The organism is Branchiibius sp. NY16-3462-2 (assembly GCF_001594145.1).
Taxonomy (GTDB): Bacteria; Actinomycetota; Actinomycetes; order Actinomycetales; family Dermatophilaceae; genus Branchiibius.
In genome coordinates this window covers 1-16,666 of the sequence record NZ_LVCF01000001.1, presented here as the reverse complement: position 1 = coordinate 16,666, position 16,666 = coordinate 1, and the positions used below count along the sequence as shown (strand labels likewise).

Genomic DNA, 16,666 nt, shown 5'->3' with positions numbered 1-16,666 from the left:
GCCAGGAGGCGCGATCACTTCACCGTGATACCCGTGTCCTTCTCCAGCGTGGGCATGATCCAGGTCCAGAAGAGGCGGGCGCCGTCGATTGTGTAGTGCACCCCGTCACTTCTGACCTGTACGCCGTCGACCTTGAGGATGGGTTTGCCGTCCGGGCACAGCTTGCTGGCCACATCGAAAATGTGGACCTGCTGCGGGTGGCTCGCCGCGAAGGCGTCCAGGATGTTGTTGACGGCGGTGGCGCGTGCCGGGTCGTTGCGGTTGGGCGCCATATCCTGCCCGTCGACGACGTAGCTGGGCTGGGAGTAGCAGGCCAGGTTGGGGATCACGACCTTGGTCGAGCCCAGTTTGCTCAGACCCAGGTCCAGTCGGGACGTCAGGTACGCGGCGTACTCGGGGGAGCCGACCTTGAGGATCTTGCCGTCAACAACGTGGTCGTATACCTCCCAGCCGCCCAATGACCACAGCACGACGTTGGGGTTCTTACTGGCGACGTCGGCCGGCCACTTGGCGAACACGTCCTGGCACTGGGACGGATCGGGTTTCTGGTCGACACCGTTGACGGCGATGTGTTGTTCGGCGGTTCCGCAGCCGAAGATGACGTCGCCGGTCACCTGGACCTTCGGCCACTCCTTCTCGTCGAAGGCGTAGCCCAGCGAGAAGCCGACCGAGTCGCCGAGCACGAGCACCTTGAGGGACGCGTTCGGGTTGACCGTGCCCATATCGGAGCCCTGGCCGGGTTTCGCCTGCACGATGAGGTTGGGGGTCACCGCCGGGGTCAGGGCCAACGTCAGCGCCGCGGTCACCGGCAGGCAGAGCCACCCGACGGTCACCGCGGCCCTGCGGCCGATGAGTGGCTTCAGACCGTGGCGACGGATGGGCTGCTCAAGGGCATAGAACGACAGAGCGCCGAGGGCGAAGGAGATAGCGAACTCGGTGACGAACAGCACCGGACCGGTGAGGCCGGTGTGCTTCATGACGAGGAACACCGGCCAGTGGTAGAGGTACAGACCGTAGGAGATCTTGCCGATCCACGCCCACGGCGCGAAGCCGAACAACCTCGCGAACGGGCCGTCCTGGTTGAGTTCGACGCTGGCGATCAGGGCGCAGGTGCCAAGGACGAAGATGAAGAAGCCGCCCCCGTAGGTGAACGGCTGGTCCTCGGCGAAGGTCAGGAACCACACCACCATGACGGCGAAACCGATCCCGCCGATGACGGTCATCAACCGCGCTCGTGTCGCGGCCGCACGTTTACTGATCAGGGTCATCGCGCACGCCAGGGCCGAGCCGAGCAGCAGATCCTGGGCGCGGGTATCGGTGCCGTAGTACACCCGGGACGGATCCTGACCAGGCACGTAGAGCGTCCACATCCACAAGGCCGATAAAGCGGCCAACCCGACGAGCGCCCCGGTGATGTAGCGCAGGTTGGCGCGGGTCAGGGCGATCAGGCAGATCAGCAGCATCGGCAGGATCAGGTAGAACTGCTCCTCTATCGCCAGGGTCCACATGTGCCGGTACGGCGAGGGGTCGCCGAACTGCGCGAAGTAGGAGTCCCCGGTGGCGATGAACCGCCAGTTCGCGACGTAGAAGATGGTGGCCAGACCGTCGCCGCGCATGCTGGCGACCGCTTCGTCGGACAGCACGCGCGGGCAGATGGCGGCGATCGCGATGACCGCAGCGATCAGCCCGGGCAGCAGCCGGCGGGCACGTCGTACGTAGAACGCGACCAGGTCGATCGATCCCCAGGTCCAGTCCTCCTTGATCAGCAGTCCCGCGATCAAGTAGCCGGACAGCACGAAGAAGACGTCGACCGAGAAGAATCCACCGCGCGGCTGCTGGCTGGTCGCGTGGTAGATCATCACCAACACGATGGCCAGGGCCCGGATGCCGTCCAGCGCGGGACGGTGGTTGCGCACCGGCCGTTCAGCGGCCGCCCGGTGGGCCCTGCGCGACGATTGCGCCTCTTCTACCGCGGGCGGGGTCGAGGCTGTGCTGGTCATAGTTACACCATGGTAAGTGGCGTGGGTCACAACGCGCACGAGGCCCGCACGAGACGTTCAATGTTGCGGACGTGCGAGACGCCGTTCGCTCCACATCTCTCATGGCGAGACTTCGATTTCGCATGGCAAGACGCAGTTTTACCCTGGAGATATGTCGAATCCTGCCGAAACCGTCAATCTGGCCGTCATCGCTGGCGATGGGATCGGCCCGGAGGTAGTTGCCGAGGGCCTGAAGGTCCTTGATGCGGTGACGACCGCGAAGGTGGCCCGCACCGAGTACGACCTCGGTGCCCGACGCTGGCACGCCACGGGTGAAACCCTGCCGGACTCCGTGCTGGAGGAGTTGCGCGACCATGACGCCATCCTGCTCGGAGCCATTGGCGATCCGACCGTGCCCAGTGGAGTCCTGGAGCGGCAGTTGCTGCTGCGCATCCGCTTCGAGTTGGACCACTACATCAATCTGCGCCCGGCCAAGCTCTTTCCCGGCGTTGCGTCACCGCTGGATGTCGACCGGGTCGCGCCCGACGGTATCGACTTCGTCGTGGTCCGCGAGGGGACAGAAGGTCCGTACACCGGTAACGGTGGCGCGCTGCGCGTCGGCACCCCGCAGGAACTGGCCACCGAGGTCAGCGTGAACACCCGCTTCGGCGTGGAGCGCACGGTCCGGGATGCCTTCACGCGCGCCCAGGCCCGGGAGCGAAAGCATCTGACGTTGCTGCACAAGCACAACGTGTTGTCCTACGCCGGTCATCTATGGCGGCGCACCGTCGACGAGGTGGGGCAGGAGTTCCCTGACGTCACCACTGCCTACGCCCATGTCGATGCGGCGACCATCTATCTGGCGACCGATCCCGGCCGCTTCGATGTGATCGTCACTGACAACCTCTTCGGCGATATCGTCACCGACCTCGCGGCCGCGGTCACCGGCGGCATCGGACTGGCAGCGTCGGGCAACATCAACCCCGACCGCACCACGCCGAGCATGTTCGAGCCGGTGCACGGCTCGGCACCTGATATCGCTGGCCAGGGCAAGGCCGACCCCACCGCCACCATCTTGTCGGTGGCCATGCTCCTGGAGCACCTGGGTCGCAGGGATGAAGCGCAGCGGATCGAGAACGCTGTGGCGGCGGATCTGGCCAGCCGGGGCGATGCGATCCGCAGCACCAGTCAGGTCGGTGACGCCATCGCCGCCGCGGCAGCACAGGGTTAGGCTTCGGTCATGGCACAGCAGTTCACCGTGACGGAGCGACCCGACCGACTCGCCGAGATCGAGCGGCTCGCGGTACTCGCCGACCCCGGCTTCGGCAAGACGTTCACCGATCACATGGTGGTCGCGAACTGGAATCCCGAAAAGGGTTGGCACGACTGGCAGGTCAAGCCCTACGGGCCGCTGGAGCTGGACCCGAGCGCCGCCGTACTGCACTACGCCCAGGAGATCTTCGAGGGGCTCAAGGCCTACCGGCACGCGGATGGCTCGGTGTGGACCTTCCGGCCGCAGGCCAACGCCGCCCGGTTCGCCCGCAGCGCCGCACGGCTGGCGTTGCCGGTGCTGCCGGAGGAAGACTTCATCGAGTCACTGAAGCAACTGGTCGCCATCGACGAATCGTGGGTGCCCGGCGCCGAGGCGGGGGAGTCCAGCCTCTACCTGCGCCCGTTCATGTTTGCCTCCGAGTCCTTCCTCGGCGTCCGCCCGGCGCTGGGCGTGACGTACGCCGTGATCGCCTCACCCGCCGGTGCCTACTTCTCCGGTGGCGTGAAGCCGGTCTCGCTGTGGATCTCCCAGCACTACTCACGGGCCGGTGTCGGTGGCACCGGAGCCGCCAAGTGCGGCGGCAACTATGCCGCTTCTCTGGCTGCCCAGATCGAGGCCAGCGAACGCGGCTGCGACCAGAGTGTGTTCCTGGATTCGGTCGAGCAGAAGTGGATCGAGGAACTGGGTGGGATGAACCTCTTCCTCGTCTACGCCGATGGCCGCCTGGTCACCCCGGCGCTGACCGGTTCGATTCTCGAGGGCGTCACCCGCGACTCCATCCTGGAACTGGCCAAGGATCTGGACCTGCAGCCCGAGGAGCGCCGGGTCAGCATCGACGAATGGCGCGAGGGCGTTGAATCCGGCCAGATCACCGAGGCGTTCGCCTGCGGGACCGCCGCGGTCGTCACTCCCGTCGGACGATTGGTCTGGGAGGGTGGCGAACTCTCGATGGGCCCGGAGGGCACCGCAGGACCGGTGGCCGACAAGATCCGCAGCACGCTGCTCGGCATCCAGAAGGGCCAGACGCAGGACACCCACGACTGGTTGTTCCGGCTGGTCTGACGGCGCGCACCAGCGGATCCGAGCAAGTGGCAATTCTCACCATGCAAGACGGCCGCGCCAATGCGTGGACTCCTGATGAGTCCCGGTGAGACGCTGATCAACGTGTTGACGACCACCGTCATTATCGCGTAGCGCGTCGGATCCCCTCCGACGCGCGACCTCCCGTTACCCCGGGAGGTTTTTTCATGTCCACCACCACCCCGGGCGGCATGAGGCGATCGGAGGGATCCGGCGACACGTGACGAAACCAGCGAACGACGAGAAGACACCGGCATGAGCGACCTGCACGTCTACGACACGACCCTGCGCGACGGGGCCCAGCAAGAGGGACTGAACCTCACCGCCAGCGACAAACTGGCCATTGCGGCGCACCTGGACGCGATGGGCTTCGGCTTCATTGAGGGTGGCTGGCCGGGCGCCAATCCCACCGATACCGAGTTCTTCGCCCGGGCCCGCGACGAACTGACGTTGCAGGGGGCCGTGCTGGCGGCGTTCGGTGCGACCCGTCGCGCCGGCGGCCGGGCCGGTGAGGACCCCCAGGTGCTGGCGTTGCTGGACGCGCAGACACCCGTGGTCACGCTGGTCGCCAAGTCGCACGTTCGGCACGTCACCGACGCGCTGCGGACCACCCTGGATGAGAACCTGGCGATGATCCGGGACACCGTGAGCTTCCTTGTGTCTCAGGGGCGTCGGGTGTTCCTGGACGCCGAGCACTTCTTCGACGGCTATCACCTCGACCGCGAGTACGCCCTGACCGTCGTGCGGACCGCTGCCGACGCCGGCGCCGAAGTGGTCGCGCTCTGCGACACCAACGGCGGTATGTTGCCGCACCAGGTCGACGCCGTGGTGACCGATGTCCTGGCGCAGACCGGGGCACGTCTGGGCATCCACGCCCACAACGACACTGGCTGTGCGGTCGCCAACTCGGTGGCCGCCGTACGGGCCGGGGCCACGCATGTGCAGGGGACGGTCAACGGGTACGGCGAGCGGACGGGCAACGCCGACCTGCTCACCACCGCTGCGGACCTCCAACTCAAACTCGGCTACGACCTGATCGCGCCCGAGGCACTGGCCCAGGCGCTGCACCTGTCGCACGCCATCGCCGAGGTCACCAACATCGCGCCGGCCGGGCGCCAACCCTACGTGGGCGCAAGCGCATTCGCGCACAAGGCCGGTCTGCACGCCAGCGCCCTCAAGGTCGATCCCGATCTCTACCAGCACATCGACCCCGCGCTGGTCGGCAACTCGATGCGCACGCTGGTGTCCGATATGGCCGGCCGTGCCAGCATCGAACTCAAGGGCCGCGAGCTGGGTTACGACCTGGGCGACGATCCGCAGCTCCTGGCGCGCGTGGTGGCGCGGGTCAAGGAGTTGGAGCAGCAGGGCTGGACCTTCGATGCAGCCGATGCATCGTTCGAGTTGCTGCTGCGCTCGGAGGTCACCGGTGAGGTGCCGCGCTACTTCGAGGAGGAGTCCTGGCGGATCCTGATCGATTCAGCCTCGGGCGGCCTCGAATCCCTTTCTGAGGCAACGGTAAAGCTCCATGCTGCCGGTCGGCGTCGTGTGGCCACGGGGGAGGGCAACGGTCCGGTGAACGCCCTCGACCACGCGCTGCGTGAAGCCCTGGCCGATGCCTACCCGGAGTTGGCGAAGTTCGAACTGACCGACTTCCGGGTGCGCATCCTGGACGCCGACCGGGGCACCGATGCCACGACCCGGGTGCTGATCACCACCAGCGACGCGCAGAACACCTGGACCACCGTCGGTGTCGCTCCCAACATCGTGCACGCGAGTTGGGTGGCCCTGGTGGATTCCTTCAGCTACGGACTGTTGAAGGCAGGGGTCCAGCCGCGCTGAGCGCCTGGTCGATGTGAGCGATGAGCTCGCGTCGTAGCTGCGTCCCGCGGTCGGCGAACGCCCTTTGCCGGCGGGTGTATTCGGCTTTCCCGGTGGGAGTCTCGATCCGCACCGGGTCGTAGCCGAGGTCGCGCAGGTCGTACGGCGACGCCTCCATGTCGAGCACCCGCACCTCTGTTGCGAGTTCGAAGCAGTCCACGACCAACTCGCTGGGCAGCAACGGGGTGAGTTTGTAGGCCCACTTGTAGAGGTCCATCGTCGCGTGCAGGCAGCCCGGCTGCTCCAAAGCTGTCTGCGAATCGCGTTGCAGCACCGTCAGATTCAACGATCGTACGGGTTTGGTGAAGAAGCGGTACGCGTCGTAGTGCGTGCACTTGAGTTGGTGGGTACGCACCACCTCGTCGGTGCCGTCAGCGCCAAGCCGCAGCGGCCAGTCGGTGTGCCGGATACCCTCCCGCCCGGCGCGGTAGACCATCGCCCATTCGTGCAGGCCGAAGCAGCCGAATACCGCTGGGCGCTCGGCAGTCCGGGCCAGCAACTCGCGCACGAACGCCACGCTCGAGCCGCGGTGGGCCAGGAAGTCCGGGAGATCGACGTACGCCGAGTGCTCGCCCCGGGCGTAGAAACGCCAGTCCCCGTGGGGCGCAGCCAGGGGCACTTTGACCCCGGCCCCCGGATGCCACCGACGCAGTTGGGCCGGCCGGAACGAGTAGTAGGTGAACAGGAAGTCGGCGACGGGATGCTTCACACCTTCTTCGCGCCGGGACAGGTGCGTCTGCACCAGCGCATCGACGCGCGCGTGGTGGGCCGCTTGCCGCTTCTGCCAATCGTCCATGGTGATCGCGGTGAGTGTAGCGAGCAGGCATAGAGTGATCCGGGTCACGTTGGTCGAGGGTTGGAGTCAGGTCGTGCGGTTGCGGGTCATATCCATGTTGATTGCCCTCGTGGCTGTGGTGTTCGGCTCGAGTCTGATCGCCCCGACGAAGGCGACCGCAGCCCCGGCCCCCGGTTGGTATCTGGCTCTGGGCGACTCCCTGGCCGCGGGCTACCAACCTGGCCAGGGTGATGACAAGACCGGCGGCTACGTAGGACAGGTCGCCGCAAAGGTCGGTGCGCCCCTGACGAACCTGGCCTGCTCGGGCGAGACCACCGCCAGCTACCTGGGCACCACCGCCAACCGGTGCTTCCCCGGAAGCAGCCAGGACGCCGCAGCGCTGAAGTTCCTGGCCGGCAAGAAGGGCACACCGGGTGTCATTACCGTCGACATCGGCGCCAACGACGTGGCCGGCTGTGCTGAGGCCGGTGGTGTCGACCTGGCGTGTGTGAGTGCGGGACTGGGCACGGTGAAGAACAACACGGTGACGATCCTGAACAATCTGCGGGCGGCAGCCCCGGACTCGCAGATCATCGTGCTCAACTACTACAACCCGTTCCTGGTGTTCTACCTCAACGAATCGACCCGGCCGCTGGCGACCGTCTCGGCCTCCTTGCAGCAGCAACTCAACGGCAGTATCGCGGCCGCTGCCAAGGGCGCGAACGCTGATGTCGCTGACGTCGCTGACCGGTTCCAGAGCGACGACTTCACCACGACGGTCGCCGCGCCGCCGTACGGCACCCTCCCGGTGAACGTGGCCCGGATCTGCACGTGGACCTGGATGTGCGCCAAGACGGATATCCACGCCAACGACACCGGCTACGACCAGTTGGCGGCGGTCACGATCGCACAGTTGTGGGCGGTCACCACACCGACGACGACGGCCACTTCCACCACCTCGTCTGCGACGGCTCCGTCGAGCAGCGTCACCGGGCCGCCGGTGGTCACCGACCAGGTCAGCGCGGGCCATAACGCGGTGCTGCCCATCGCACTCGGTGTGCTCGGTCTGCTGATTCTGGGGCTGCTCAGCGGCGCGAGCTGGCGTTACCTGCGGGACTGAGTGCCAGCTTGCGCGCCGATGGCTCGTAGGCTGCTGACATGCGAATTGCGCGGTACACCGATGGCGGCGACCCGACGTACGGACTGATCGACGGCGCGGGGGAGAAGATCGCCCAGATCAGCGGCGACCCGCTCTACACCAAGATCGAACTGACCGGCGTCACCACAACCGTTGACGAAGTGCGACTTCTGGCACCGGTGATCCCGCGCTCGAAGGTCATCGGGATCGGTAAGAACTACGTCGAACATGCCCGGGAGATGGGTGGCGAAGCGCCCGCCCAGCCGTTGATGTTCCTGATCCCGAACACCGCGGTCATCGGTCCGGACGACCCGGTCGTTATGCCGCCGGCCAGCGAACGCGTCGACTACGAAGGCGAACTCGCGGTCGTCATCGGCCGGTTGTGCAAGGACATCGAGCCCGAGGAGGCCGCCCAGGTCATCTACGGATACACCTGCAGCAACGACGTGACTGCCCGGGACTTGCAGAAGTCCGACGGTCAGTGGTCGCGCGCGAAGGGCTTTGACACCTTCTGTCCGCTGGGGCCCTGGATCGAGACCGACCTGGACGCCAGCGACCTGCGGGTGGTCACGCGCCTCGACGGTGAGACGGTGCAGGACGGCACCACCGCCGACATGATCCACGACATCCCCACGCTGATTTCCTACGCCTCGAAGGCGTTCACGTTGCTGCCCGGCGACGTGATCCTGACCGGTACCCCCGAGGGCATCGGCCCGGTCCAGCCCGGTCAGCGGGTCGAGGTCGAGATCGAGGGCATCGGCGTACTCGGCAACCCGTTCGTGCGGCACGACTGAGCGATGGAGCAGGAGCTGGCGACCGCACCGATCGGCATCTTCGACAGCGGGTACGGCGGGTTGACCGTTGCCCGTGGGGTCCTTGACCAGATGCCGCACGAGTCGATCGTCTATCTCGGCGACACGGCCAATGCGCCGTACGGTCCCCGCCCGATCGCCCAGACCCGCGAGTTGGCTCTCGGTTGCCTCGACCGGTTGGTCGACCACGGCGTCAAGGCACTGGTGATCGCGTGCAACACCGCTTCGGCGGCGATGCTGCACGACGCGCGTGAACGGTACGACGTGCCGGTCGTCGAGGTGATCCGGCCTGCCGTCCGCCGGTCGGTCCGGGCCACCCGCAACGGCTCGATCGGTGTGATCTCCACCACAGGGACGCATCAATCCGGGGCGTATCTGGACGCGTTCGCGGCGGCCCCGCACCTGGACGTGCAATCGCGGCCCTGCCCGCGATTCGTGGAGTTCGTAGAGGCTGGCGTCACCAGCGGGCCGCAGTTGCTGGAGCACGCGCACACCTACCTGGAGCCGTTGCGGGAATCCGGCATCGACACCCTGATCCTGGGTTGTACGCATTACCCTCTGCTCACCGGCGTGATCTCGTACGTGATGGGGGACGGTGTCACGTTGGTCTCATCCGCTGACGAGACAGCCAAGGAGTTGTACCGAGTGCTGGCCGACGCCCAGATGCTGCGACCCGATTCCCTTCCGGCGCCCAGCCATTCGTTCACGACGACCGGTGACCCCGAGGTGTTCCGGCGACTGTCCACCCGGTTCCTGGGCTTTGGTGGCGCACCGGATGAGGTCTACCAGAGCGCGTTCCACCAGGTGGTCGTCTCCTGATGCGTCTGACTGTCGTCGGCTGTGCGGGCTCCTTCGCCGGGCCTGACTCACCCGCCTCTTGTTACCTGGTGCAGGCCGAGCACAAAGGGCGCACCTGGAACCTGGTGCTCGACCTCGGGAACGGCGCCCTGGGCCCACTGCAACGTCTGATCGATCTGCACGACATCGACGCCCTGGTGCTGTCCCATCTGCACCCGGACCACTGCATGGACGTCACCGGCCTGTTCGTCGTGCAGAAGTACCACCCCTCCCGTTCCCCGGAGAACACCCGCCGACTGCCGGTCTACGGCCCGCAGGACACCGCAGCCCGCCTGGTGCGCGCCAACGCGGTGACCCTCTCGGAGTCCAAGGACCCGCACGGGATGGACCCCGAGTTCGACTTCCGGGTCCTCACTCACAAAGAACCGTTCACCGTCGGGCCGTTCCGTATCACCCCGTTCCGGGTCAACCACCCTGTGGAGGCGTACGGCGTGCGCGTGGCGGCCGACGACCGCGTGCTGGTCTACACCGGGGACACCGATGACACGCCCGTCCTGGACGAGTTGCTGGCCGGCGCTGACCTCGCGCTGACCGACTCGGCCTACCAGGAGGAACGCGACACCATCACCGGTATCCACCTGTCGGGGCGGCGGGCGGCCAAGGCCGCCGTACGTGCTGGGGACGTCAAGCGGTTGATGCTGACGCATATCCCGGTCTGGAACGACCCGGCGGACTGCGTCGCCGAGGCGGCGGCGGTCTGGCCGGGCGAGGTCGAGCTCGCCCGCCCGGGCCAGACCTACGAGATCTGAGCCCAGCGGCCGACCTACGCTGGGAGCCATGACGGTTACCCCACGACACGACGGTCGCGCTCCCGATCAACTGCGCGACATCCGCATCACCCGCAACTGGCTGGACCACGCCGAGGGCAGCGCCCTGATCGAGTTCGGCCGCACCCGGGTGCTGGTGGCGGCCAGCTTCACCGAGGGTGTGCCGCGCTGGCTCAAGGGGCAGGGCACCGGTTGGGTGACCAGTGAGTACGAGATGCTGCCGCGCTCCACCAACACCCGCAGCGACCGCGAATCCCGCAAGGGCAAGGTGGGCGGGCGCACCCACGAGATCTCCCGCCTGATCGGGCGCAGCCTGCGTGCGATCATCGACACCAGTGCACTGGGTGAGAACACCATCGTCGTCGACTGCGACGTGCTGCAGGCCGATGGTGGCACGCGTACGGCGTCCATCACCGGTGCGTACGTCGCCCTGGCCGATGCGATCACCGATGCCCGTTCCCGCGGGCTGATTGCCAAGAACGCCAAGCCGCTGACCGACTCCGTCGCGGCGATCAGCGTGGGCATCGTCGGGGGTGTCCCGGTGCTCGACCTGGACTATCCAGAGGACTCCACCGCCGAGACCGACATGAACGTGGTGATGACCGGCTCCGGCGGTTTCGTGGAGGTGCAGGGCACCGCAGAAGGTGCGCCGTTCGACCGGGACGAGTTGAACGCTCTGCTCGACCTGGCTGCCGGTGGTATCGCGACGTTGACGTCGCTGCAGCAGGAAGCGCTCTCCGTCGAGGCGCGGGAGCGGGTCGTGTGAGCACGTTAGTTCTCGCGACGCGCAACGCGGGCAAGCTGCGCGAGCTGCGGCAGCTGGTGGCGCAGGTGCCGCAGCTGGCCGGTCTCGACGTGGTCAGCGTGGGGGAGTCGTTCCCCGAGGTCGAGGAGACGGTGGAGAGCGGGGTCACCTTCGAGCAGAACGCGTCGCTGAAGGCACACGCTGTTGCCCAGGCGACGAATCTGCCTGCTATTGCTGATGATTCAGGCCTGTGCGTCGATATTCTCGGCGACTGCCCGGGTGTCTTTTCTGCGCTGTGGTCCGGCACGCACGGAGCCGACCAGGCCAACATCGACCTGCTGCTCGCGCAGACGATCGACGTGCCGGTCGAGCAACTCACCGCACGCTTCGTCAGTTGCGTCGTCCTGGCGCTCCCCGACGGCACGCAGCGGGTGCATTTCGGTGAAGTGCGCGGCCGGTTGACCCGTGACCAGCGGGGCACCAACGGCTTCGGCTACGACCCCATCTTCGAACTGCCCGACGGGCGCACACTGGCGCAGTTCAGCAACGAGGAGAAGAACGCCATCTCCCATCGAGGCAACGCGTTCCGCGCGGTACTGCCCGATCTGGTCACACTGCTGACATGAGCACGCGCACCGAACCCCAGCCCAGCACGCAGACCCGCCCGGATCGCGGCTGGTTCGGTTGGGCGCTGGTCGGTGTCGCGGCCGGCGCGCTCACCCTCGGGGTCGCCGAGTTCATCGCCGGTGTGATGGTGCGCTTCGGCTGGATCGGCGGCACCGGGTCGCCGGTGCTCGCGGTCGGAGAGACGTTCATCGACCACACCCCCGCGTGGTTGAAAACCTTCGCGGTCAACGTGTTCGGTACCGCGGACAAGGTGGCCCTACTGACCGGGATGGCCATCGTGCTCACGGCGCTCGCCGCCGGGGTCGGTGTCCTCATGGCGCGGCGACCAACGGCCGCCTTCGTCGCCTTCGTGGTGCTGCTGGCAGTCGCGCTCGCGGCCGTTCTGACCCGACCCGGGGCCTCAGGAACCGATGCCGTGCCAACGCTCCTGGGCGGTGGCCTCGGGCTGGCGCTGCTGCACGCATGCCGTGCCCGCCTGCAACCGGCCGCCGACCAGGTGGCCCCCGATCGACGAACGGTGCTGCAGCTGAGTGCGGTGTCGCTGGTCGGGGCGGGGATCGCGGCGTTGGCCGGGCAGGCAGTCAGCGGGACGACCCGTGCCGTCGCGGCCGCGCGATCGGCCTTCAAGGTGCCCACACCGGTGTCGAAGGTGCGGATCCCGGCCGACGCCTCGGTGAGGGTCGCCGGGGTGGTGCCGTTCGTCGTACCTGCTGATCAGTTCTATCGGATCGACACGGCGCTCAGCCCGCCGGAAGTCGACCCGGCAACCTGGTCCCTGAAGGTGACCGGCATGGTCGAGCGCGAGGTGACGCTGACGTGGGCGGAGTTGATCGCCAAGCCCTTGCAGGAAGCGGTGGTGACGCTGATGTGCGTCTCCAACGAGGTGGGCGGCGACCTGACCGGGAACGCCGTGTGGACCGGGTGGCCGGTGCGCGACCTGCTGGCCCTGGCCGGTCCCAAAGCCGGAGCCGACATGGTGCTGTCGACCAGCACCGACGGCTGGACCGCGGGGACCCCGCTGACCGCGCTCACCGACGGGCGCAACGCGCTGCTGGCCGTGGGGATGAACGGGGAGCCGCTACCGGTCGATCACGGGTTCCCGGTGCGGATGGTGGTGCCCGGGCTCTATGGGTACGTCAGCGCCACCAAGTGGGTCACCGAGCTCAAAGTGACGACGTACGCCGATGACCAGGGTTACTGGACACCTCGCGGTTGGTCGGCGAAAGGCCCGGTCAAGACCGGCTCACGGATCGACGTACCCGCTGATGGCGCAACGGTTTCCGCTGGCAAGGTGGCGGTGGCGGGTATCGCGTGGCGTCAGCACGTGGGCATCAAAGGGGTCCAGGTGCGGATCGACGACGGCCCGTGGGTCGACGCGCGGCTCGCCGCGGACGCGACGGTCGACGCGTGGCGGCAGTGGGTCTACGAGTGGGACGCCTCTGCGGGTTCGCACCAGATCGCGGTCCGTGCCACCGACGGGGACGGCACGGTCCAGACCAGCGCGCTGGCTCCACCCGCGCCTGACGGAGCAACCGGCTGGCACACGATCAACGTCACGGTGACGTGACAACGCCCCGCCACCGTTGGGTGGCAGGGCGTTTCGTCAGGTGACAGGGTCAGTCGCCGACCTTCTTGGCGGTCGCGGCAGCCGCTTTGCGCGCGCTGGTCGCGGTCTTGCGGGCGCTGGTGTTCGCGCCCTTGGTGGCGGTCGCGGTGCGCTTCGTGGCGCGCTTGGTCGTGGTCGCCGTCCGCTTAGCGGCCGTGCGGGTCTTCTTGACGGCCGTCTCGGCCTGCGCCTTGATGACCTCGGCCTCCTCCTCGTTCGCGGAGATGACGACGTCGAGCAGCTTCTCGGCCTGGTGGCGACCGGTGGTCACCGTGGCCTTGGCGGAACGCTCGATCTGCTCGGCGGCGTCCTTGGCGGTGGTCACGGCGCCCTTGGCCTGCGACAGGGTGGAACCGGCCTGGTCGATCAGTTCCTTGGTCGCACGCTGGGTGCGCACGCGCTCAATCAGCTTCTCGCCGCGGGCGGTCAGGTCCTCGTAGCCCTCGGTCACGGCGTCGGTGACGTTCGCGGCCTGGTCGGCAGCGTTGGCCGGCAGCGACTTGACGAAGCCGAACAGCTTGGTCGGCAGGTCGCCGGCCTGGTCGGCCAGTTCCTCGACCTTGGTCTGCAGCTTGGCCGGTGCGAGGTCGGCACGAGCCTTGTCCGCACGGGCGGTCAGGTCGTCGGCGACCTCGCGCACCTTCTCGGCGGCCAGGTCACCGGCGCCGACGACGGCGTAGAGGGGAGCGGCATCAATCTTCAGGGTGTCCAGAACGGGCATGTCTTCTCCTTTGGGTGGTTTGTCAGACGGAGTCGTCGATGAACGACTCGTACACATCGATCAAGGTCTTGCGCTGTTTGGCGGTGAGTGCCGGATCGGCGGCGATCGCGGCTCGTACGTCGATCTCGTGCGCGGTCATGACGGATCGCTCCTCGTCGAGGATCCCGGCGTGCACGTAGAGGGTCTCCGCCGAAACCTGGAGGGCTTTGGCGATCTGCTGCAGGATCTCGGCGCTGGGCTTCTTGACCCCGCGCTCGATCTGCGACAGATAGGGGTTCGAGACACCAGCCAGTTCGGACAGTTGCCGAAGAGACATCTGCGCGGACTGTCGCTGCTCCTTCAGGAACTCACCAAGAGTCCCTGGTAGCTGCAGCGGGTTGGGGGCCATGACTCCAGTATGCTTGCTGTAGTTAGCAAACGCAAACTAGAGCAAGCGCGGCGACCGCTGTTGAGTAGGCCGTGACGGCTGCCGTCGAAGAATTGCTCGCGGTGGACCTCACTTCGCCGCTTGGATCGCCGCTTGGATCGAGGTGCTCCGGGCAGCGGTGGTCGATTGAAGCGTGCAGGGCTCGCGGGACCCACAATCAAGCACCCAGCTTCAGCCATTCACGACGAACTGATGTGTGGGCAAAGGAAACAGTCTCGGTCCAGAGGGGGAGTTCCCTTAGCTTACTTCCGCTTCCGCAGGATAGTCGTGGGTGGGCCACAATTCGGAGTAGGATCGGCGGTCGATTGATCGAATGCCATCGAGAACAGCATTGCTAAGTTCGCGTGGATCGAATTTACCGAATAGTTGAGGACTGGTCTGTTGAGAGGAGTCATCAATCCACAGTTCAATTTTGTTCCTGCGCACAACGAAGGTGAACATTGCACCTTCTGGTTCTCTGTATAACCCCACGGACGAAATCTTCGCCTCACCGTCGACTACAGATCGTACAGCCGCGAGCAAAGTCGACAAAACATCCGAGACGTATGACGCCCTAAACGAAGCTACGTCATCTGGCGTCGACAGGGTGACCCGCATCAGGCCGTACGCCTCAAGCTCAAATCCGAGGCGTAGCTCTTGCAACCCCATCACCGCCGCTCCCGCCAAGGCCGATCCCATACGCGCCGGCTCTCCAGAGATTACTGTCGATGTAGGCCGTAACGACGGTACCGTTGTACCTGTTAACAATCACGTGGGCCCTGTAATGTCCATCCGGAACCCTGCCGCTGTACGAAAAAACAACCGTATAATCCCAGTTGGTGGAATTAGATTTAGACGGTTGGCGGGTATTGAATCCAAGCCCAATCGTCTTCCGGATTGTCTCTAGTGTGTACTCGTCTGGCGCGTGCTGGCTCGACCTCATATGACGGACGGCGCCACAATTCACCTCGGTATCGTGGTCAAACTCGTCGAGAATGATCCAATTCTCGATATTGCCGTACGCCAGGCATTCTGCAACCGTTGGCCTTCCGCCCGGTGGCTCCGGCTGACTATCGGGCAGGATGCCATATGCACTAGCTGCCGGCGGCCCCGAAGGTAGAGCGGCGTTGGCTGGTGAAGCGGTGCCCGCAAAGGCCATTGCAGCGATGGAAGTCGCCCCGAGTAGTCGGCCTAGCCGATGCTGCATTTCGTCTCCACCGGGTGCTTGAACTTCTTTGCGCGAAACCGCCTTCCGTATACCCTATGTCATCCATAGGGTATACGGAAGAACCGATCACGTACCCACGCGTCGCCGCGGGCGGGGCGCCTGCACGTATGTCGTTCGCTTGACTCCGGTCGTGCGGCTGTTGATTGCCAGGGTCCGTGGCGGCAGGGAACAATGGAGTACGACGAGTACGGATCGAGCGGACACGCGATCTTGTCGCTCGGCCCCGGCCCACTTACGTGCCGCCTTCGCATCCACGCCCGCTCGTCGGTTTGGCGGCACTGCCTCCCTTGCGGACACTTCGCCCGCCGATCTTGGTGGCTGCTTGGGTGTAGGAGTCGGGTCGCACTGTCCAACAAAGCTGTGTCCCGGCGGAAATCCCCCAGGGACATCTGACCTGTACCCGGTCTCTCGGACGGTTTCGGTTGGTTGATCATGCCGCAGCCGCGGCACGGTTGTGAAGATCTTCGTACTCGACCGGGGATCGGTAGCCCAGCGCCGAGTGGCGCCGGTAGGGGTTGTACCAGGCCTCGATCCACTCGAAGATCGCCTTGGCCAACTGGTCCTTGTCCTCCCATAGCCTGCGGTCCAGCAACTCGATCTGCATCGACCCAAAGAAGGACTCCATCAAAGCGTTGTCGTAACACGTCGCGACCTTGCCCATCGAGCCCAATAACCCTGCCTGACGCAACCGGCTACCAAACAGCCAGGACGTGTACTGAGTGCCCCGGTCCGAATGGACAATGGTGTCAATGGGTTTGCGGTGCGCCCGGGCC

15 protein-coding genes are annotated in these 16,666 nt (G+C 66.1%); 10 read left to right on the top strand and 5 right to left on the bottom strand.

Translation table 11 applies throughout. The features are described from left to right. Positions 1-14: 14 nt before the first annotated feature. Positions 15-2,000, bottom strand: coding sequence for an acyltransferase family protein (locus AZH51_RS00075; RefSeq protein WP_291520189.1), 1,986 nt, complete (start codon positions 1,998-2,000; stop codon positions 15-17). 151 nt (positions 2,001-2,151) lie between these two features. Here AZH51_RS00075 and AZH51_RS00070 point away from each other — a divergent pair, with 151 nt between their 5' ends. The 3 genes from AZH51_RS00070 (at position 2,152) to cimA (ending at position 6,171) form a co-directional block, all read left to right on the top strand. After that, a complete protein-coding gene (locus AZH51_RS00070; RefSeq protein WP_291520188.1) occupies positions 2,152-3,210 on the top strand; it encodes a 3-isopropylmalate dehydrogenase in 1,059 nt (352 codons plus the stop codon). 9 nt (positions 3,211-3,219) lie between these two features. Next, the gene (locus AZH51_RS00065; protein ID WP_291520187.1) at positions 3,220-4,314 is read left to right on the top strand and encodes a branched-chain amino acid aminotransferase; all 1,095 of its coding nucleotides are present in this window, start codon (positions 3,220-3,222) and stop codon (positions 4,312-4,314) included. A gap of 273 nt (positions 4,315-4,587) precedes the next feature. Next, complete coding sequence (gene cimA, locus AZH51_RS00060; protein ID WP_291520186.1) at positions 4,588-6,171, top strand: citramalate synthase; 1,584 nt, start codon at positions 4,588-4,590, stop codon at positions 6,169-6,171. Here cimA and AZH51_RS00055 read toward each other — a convergent pair. Then, complete coding sequence (locus tag AZH51_RS00055; RefSeq protein ID WP_291520185.1) at positions 6,131-7,006, bottom strand: 3-methyladenine DNA glycosylase; 876 nt, start codon at positions 7,004-7,006, stop codon at positions 6,131-6,133. The two genes, cimA and AZH51_RS00055, sit on opposite strands and share 41 nt — an antisense overlap. Positions 7,007-7,016: 10 nt before the next feature. Between AZH51_RS00055 and AZH51_RS00050 the strand changes: the two genes are divergently transcribed. Genes AZH51_RS00050 through AZH51_RS00020 form a run of 7 tightly spaced genes read left to right on the top strand, consistent with a single transcriptional unit; the run spans position 7,017 to position 13,499 of the window. Further along, positions 7,017-8,105: an SGNH/GDSL hydrolase family protein gene (locus AZH51_RS00050; RefSeq protein ID WP_291520184.1), complete on the top strand. Its 1,089-nt coding sequence runs from the start codon at positions 7,017-7,019 to the stop codon at positions 8,103-8,105. A gap of 38 nt (positions 8,106-8,143) precedes the next feature. Beyond that, positions 8,144-8,917: a fumarylacetoacetate hydrolase family protein gene (locus AZH51_RS00045; RefSeq protein WP_291520183.1), complete on the top strand. Its 774-nt coding sequence runs from the start codon at positions 8,144-8,146 to the stop codon at positions 8,915-8,917. A gap of 15 nt (positions 8,918-8,932) precedes the next feature. Continuing rightward, a complete protein-coding gene (gene murI, locus AZH51_RS00040; protein WP_291521270.1) occupies positions 8,933-9,754 on the top strand; it encodes a glutamate racemase in 822 nt (273 codons plus the stop codon). After that, complete coding sequence (locus AZH51_RS00035; RefSeq protein ID WP_291520182.1) at positions 9,754-10,542, top strand: MBL fold metallo-hydrolase; 789 nt, start codon at positions 9,754-9,756, stop codon at positions 10,540-10,542. Before murI ends, AZH51_RS00035 begins: the two co-directional genes overlap by 1 nt. 28 nt (positions 10,543-10,570) lie before the next feature. Continuing rightward, positions 10,571-11,326 carry a ribonuclease PH gene (gene rph, locus AZH51_RS00030; RefSeq protein WP_291520181.1) on the top strand — a complete coding sequence of 252 codons (756 nt, stop codon included), beginning with the start codon at positions 10,571-10,573 and terminating at the stop codon, positions 11,324-11,326. After that, positions 11,323-11,931, top strand: a complete 609-nt coding sequence (gene rdgB, locus AZH51_RS00025) for an RdgB/HAM1 family non-canonical purine NTP pyrophosphatase (protein ID WP_291520180.1) — start codon at positions 11,323-11,325, stop codon at positions 11,929-11,931. Before rph ends, rdgB begins: the two co-directional genes overlap by 4 nt. Continuing rightward, complete coding sequence (locus AZH51_RS00020) at positions 11,928-13,499, top strand: molybdopterin-dependent oxidoreductase (protein WP_291520179.1); 1,572 nt, start codon at positions 11,928-11,930, stop codon at positions 13,497-13,499. Before rdgB ends, AZH51_RS00020 begins: the two co-directional genes overlap by 4 nt. A gap of 49 nt (positions 13,500-13,548) precedes the next feature. Here the strand turns inward: AZH51_RS00020 and AZH51_RS00015 are convergent, their stop codons facing one another. The 3 genes from AZH51_RS00015 to AZH51_RS00005 all read right to left on the bottom strand — a co-directional run. After that, the gene (locus tag AZH51_RS00015) at positions 13,549-14,259 is read right to left on the bottom strand and encodes a hypothetical protein (protein WP_291520178.1); all 711 of its coding nucleotides are present in this window, start codon (positions 14,257-14,259) and stop codon (positions 13,549-13,551) included. A gap of 22 nt (positions 14,260-14,281) precedes the next feature. After that, positions 14,282-14,647, bottom strand: a complete 366-nt coding sequence (locus AZH51_RS00010; RefSeq protein ID WP_291520177.1) for a helix-turn-helix transcriptional regulator — start codon at positions 14,645-14,647, stop codon at positions 14,282-14,284. 1,676 nt (positions 14,648-16,323) lie between these two features. Continuing rightward, positions 16,324-16,666, bottom strand: a 343-nt coding sequence (locus AZH51_RS00005) for an integrase core domain-containing protein (protein WP_291520176.1), incomplete at its 5' end; no start/stop codon positions are given.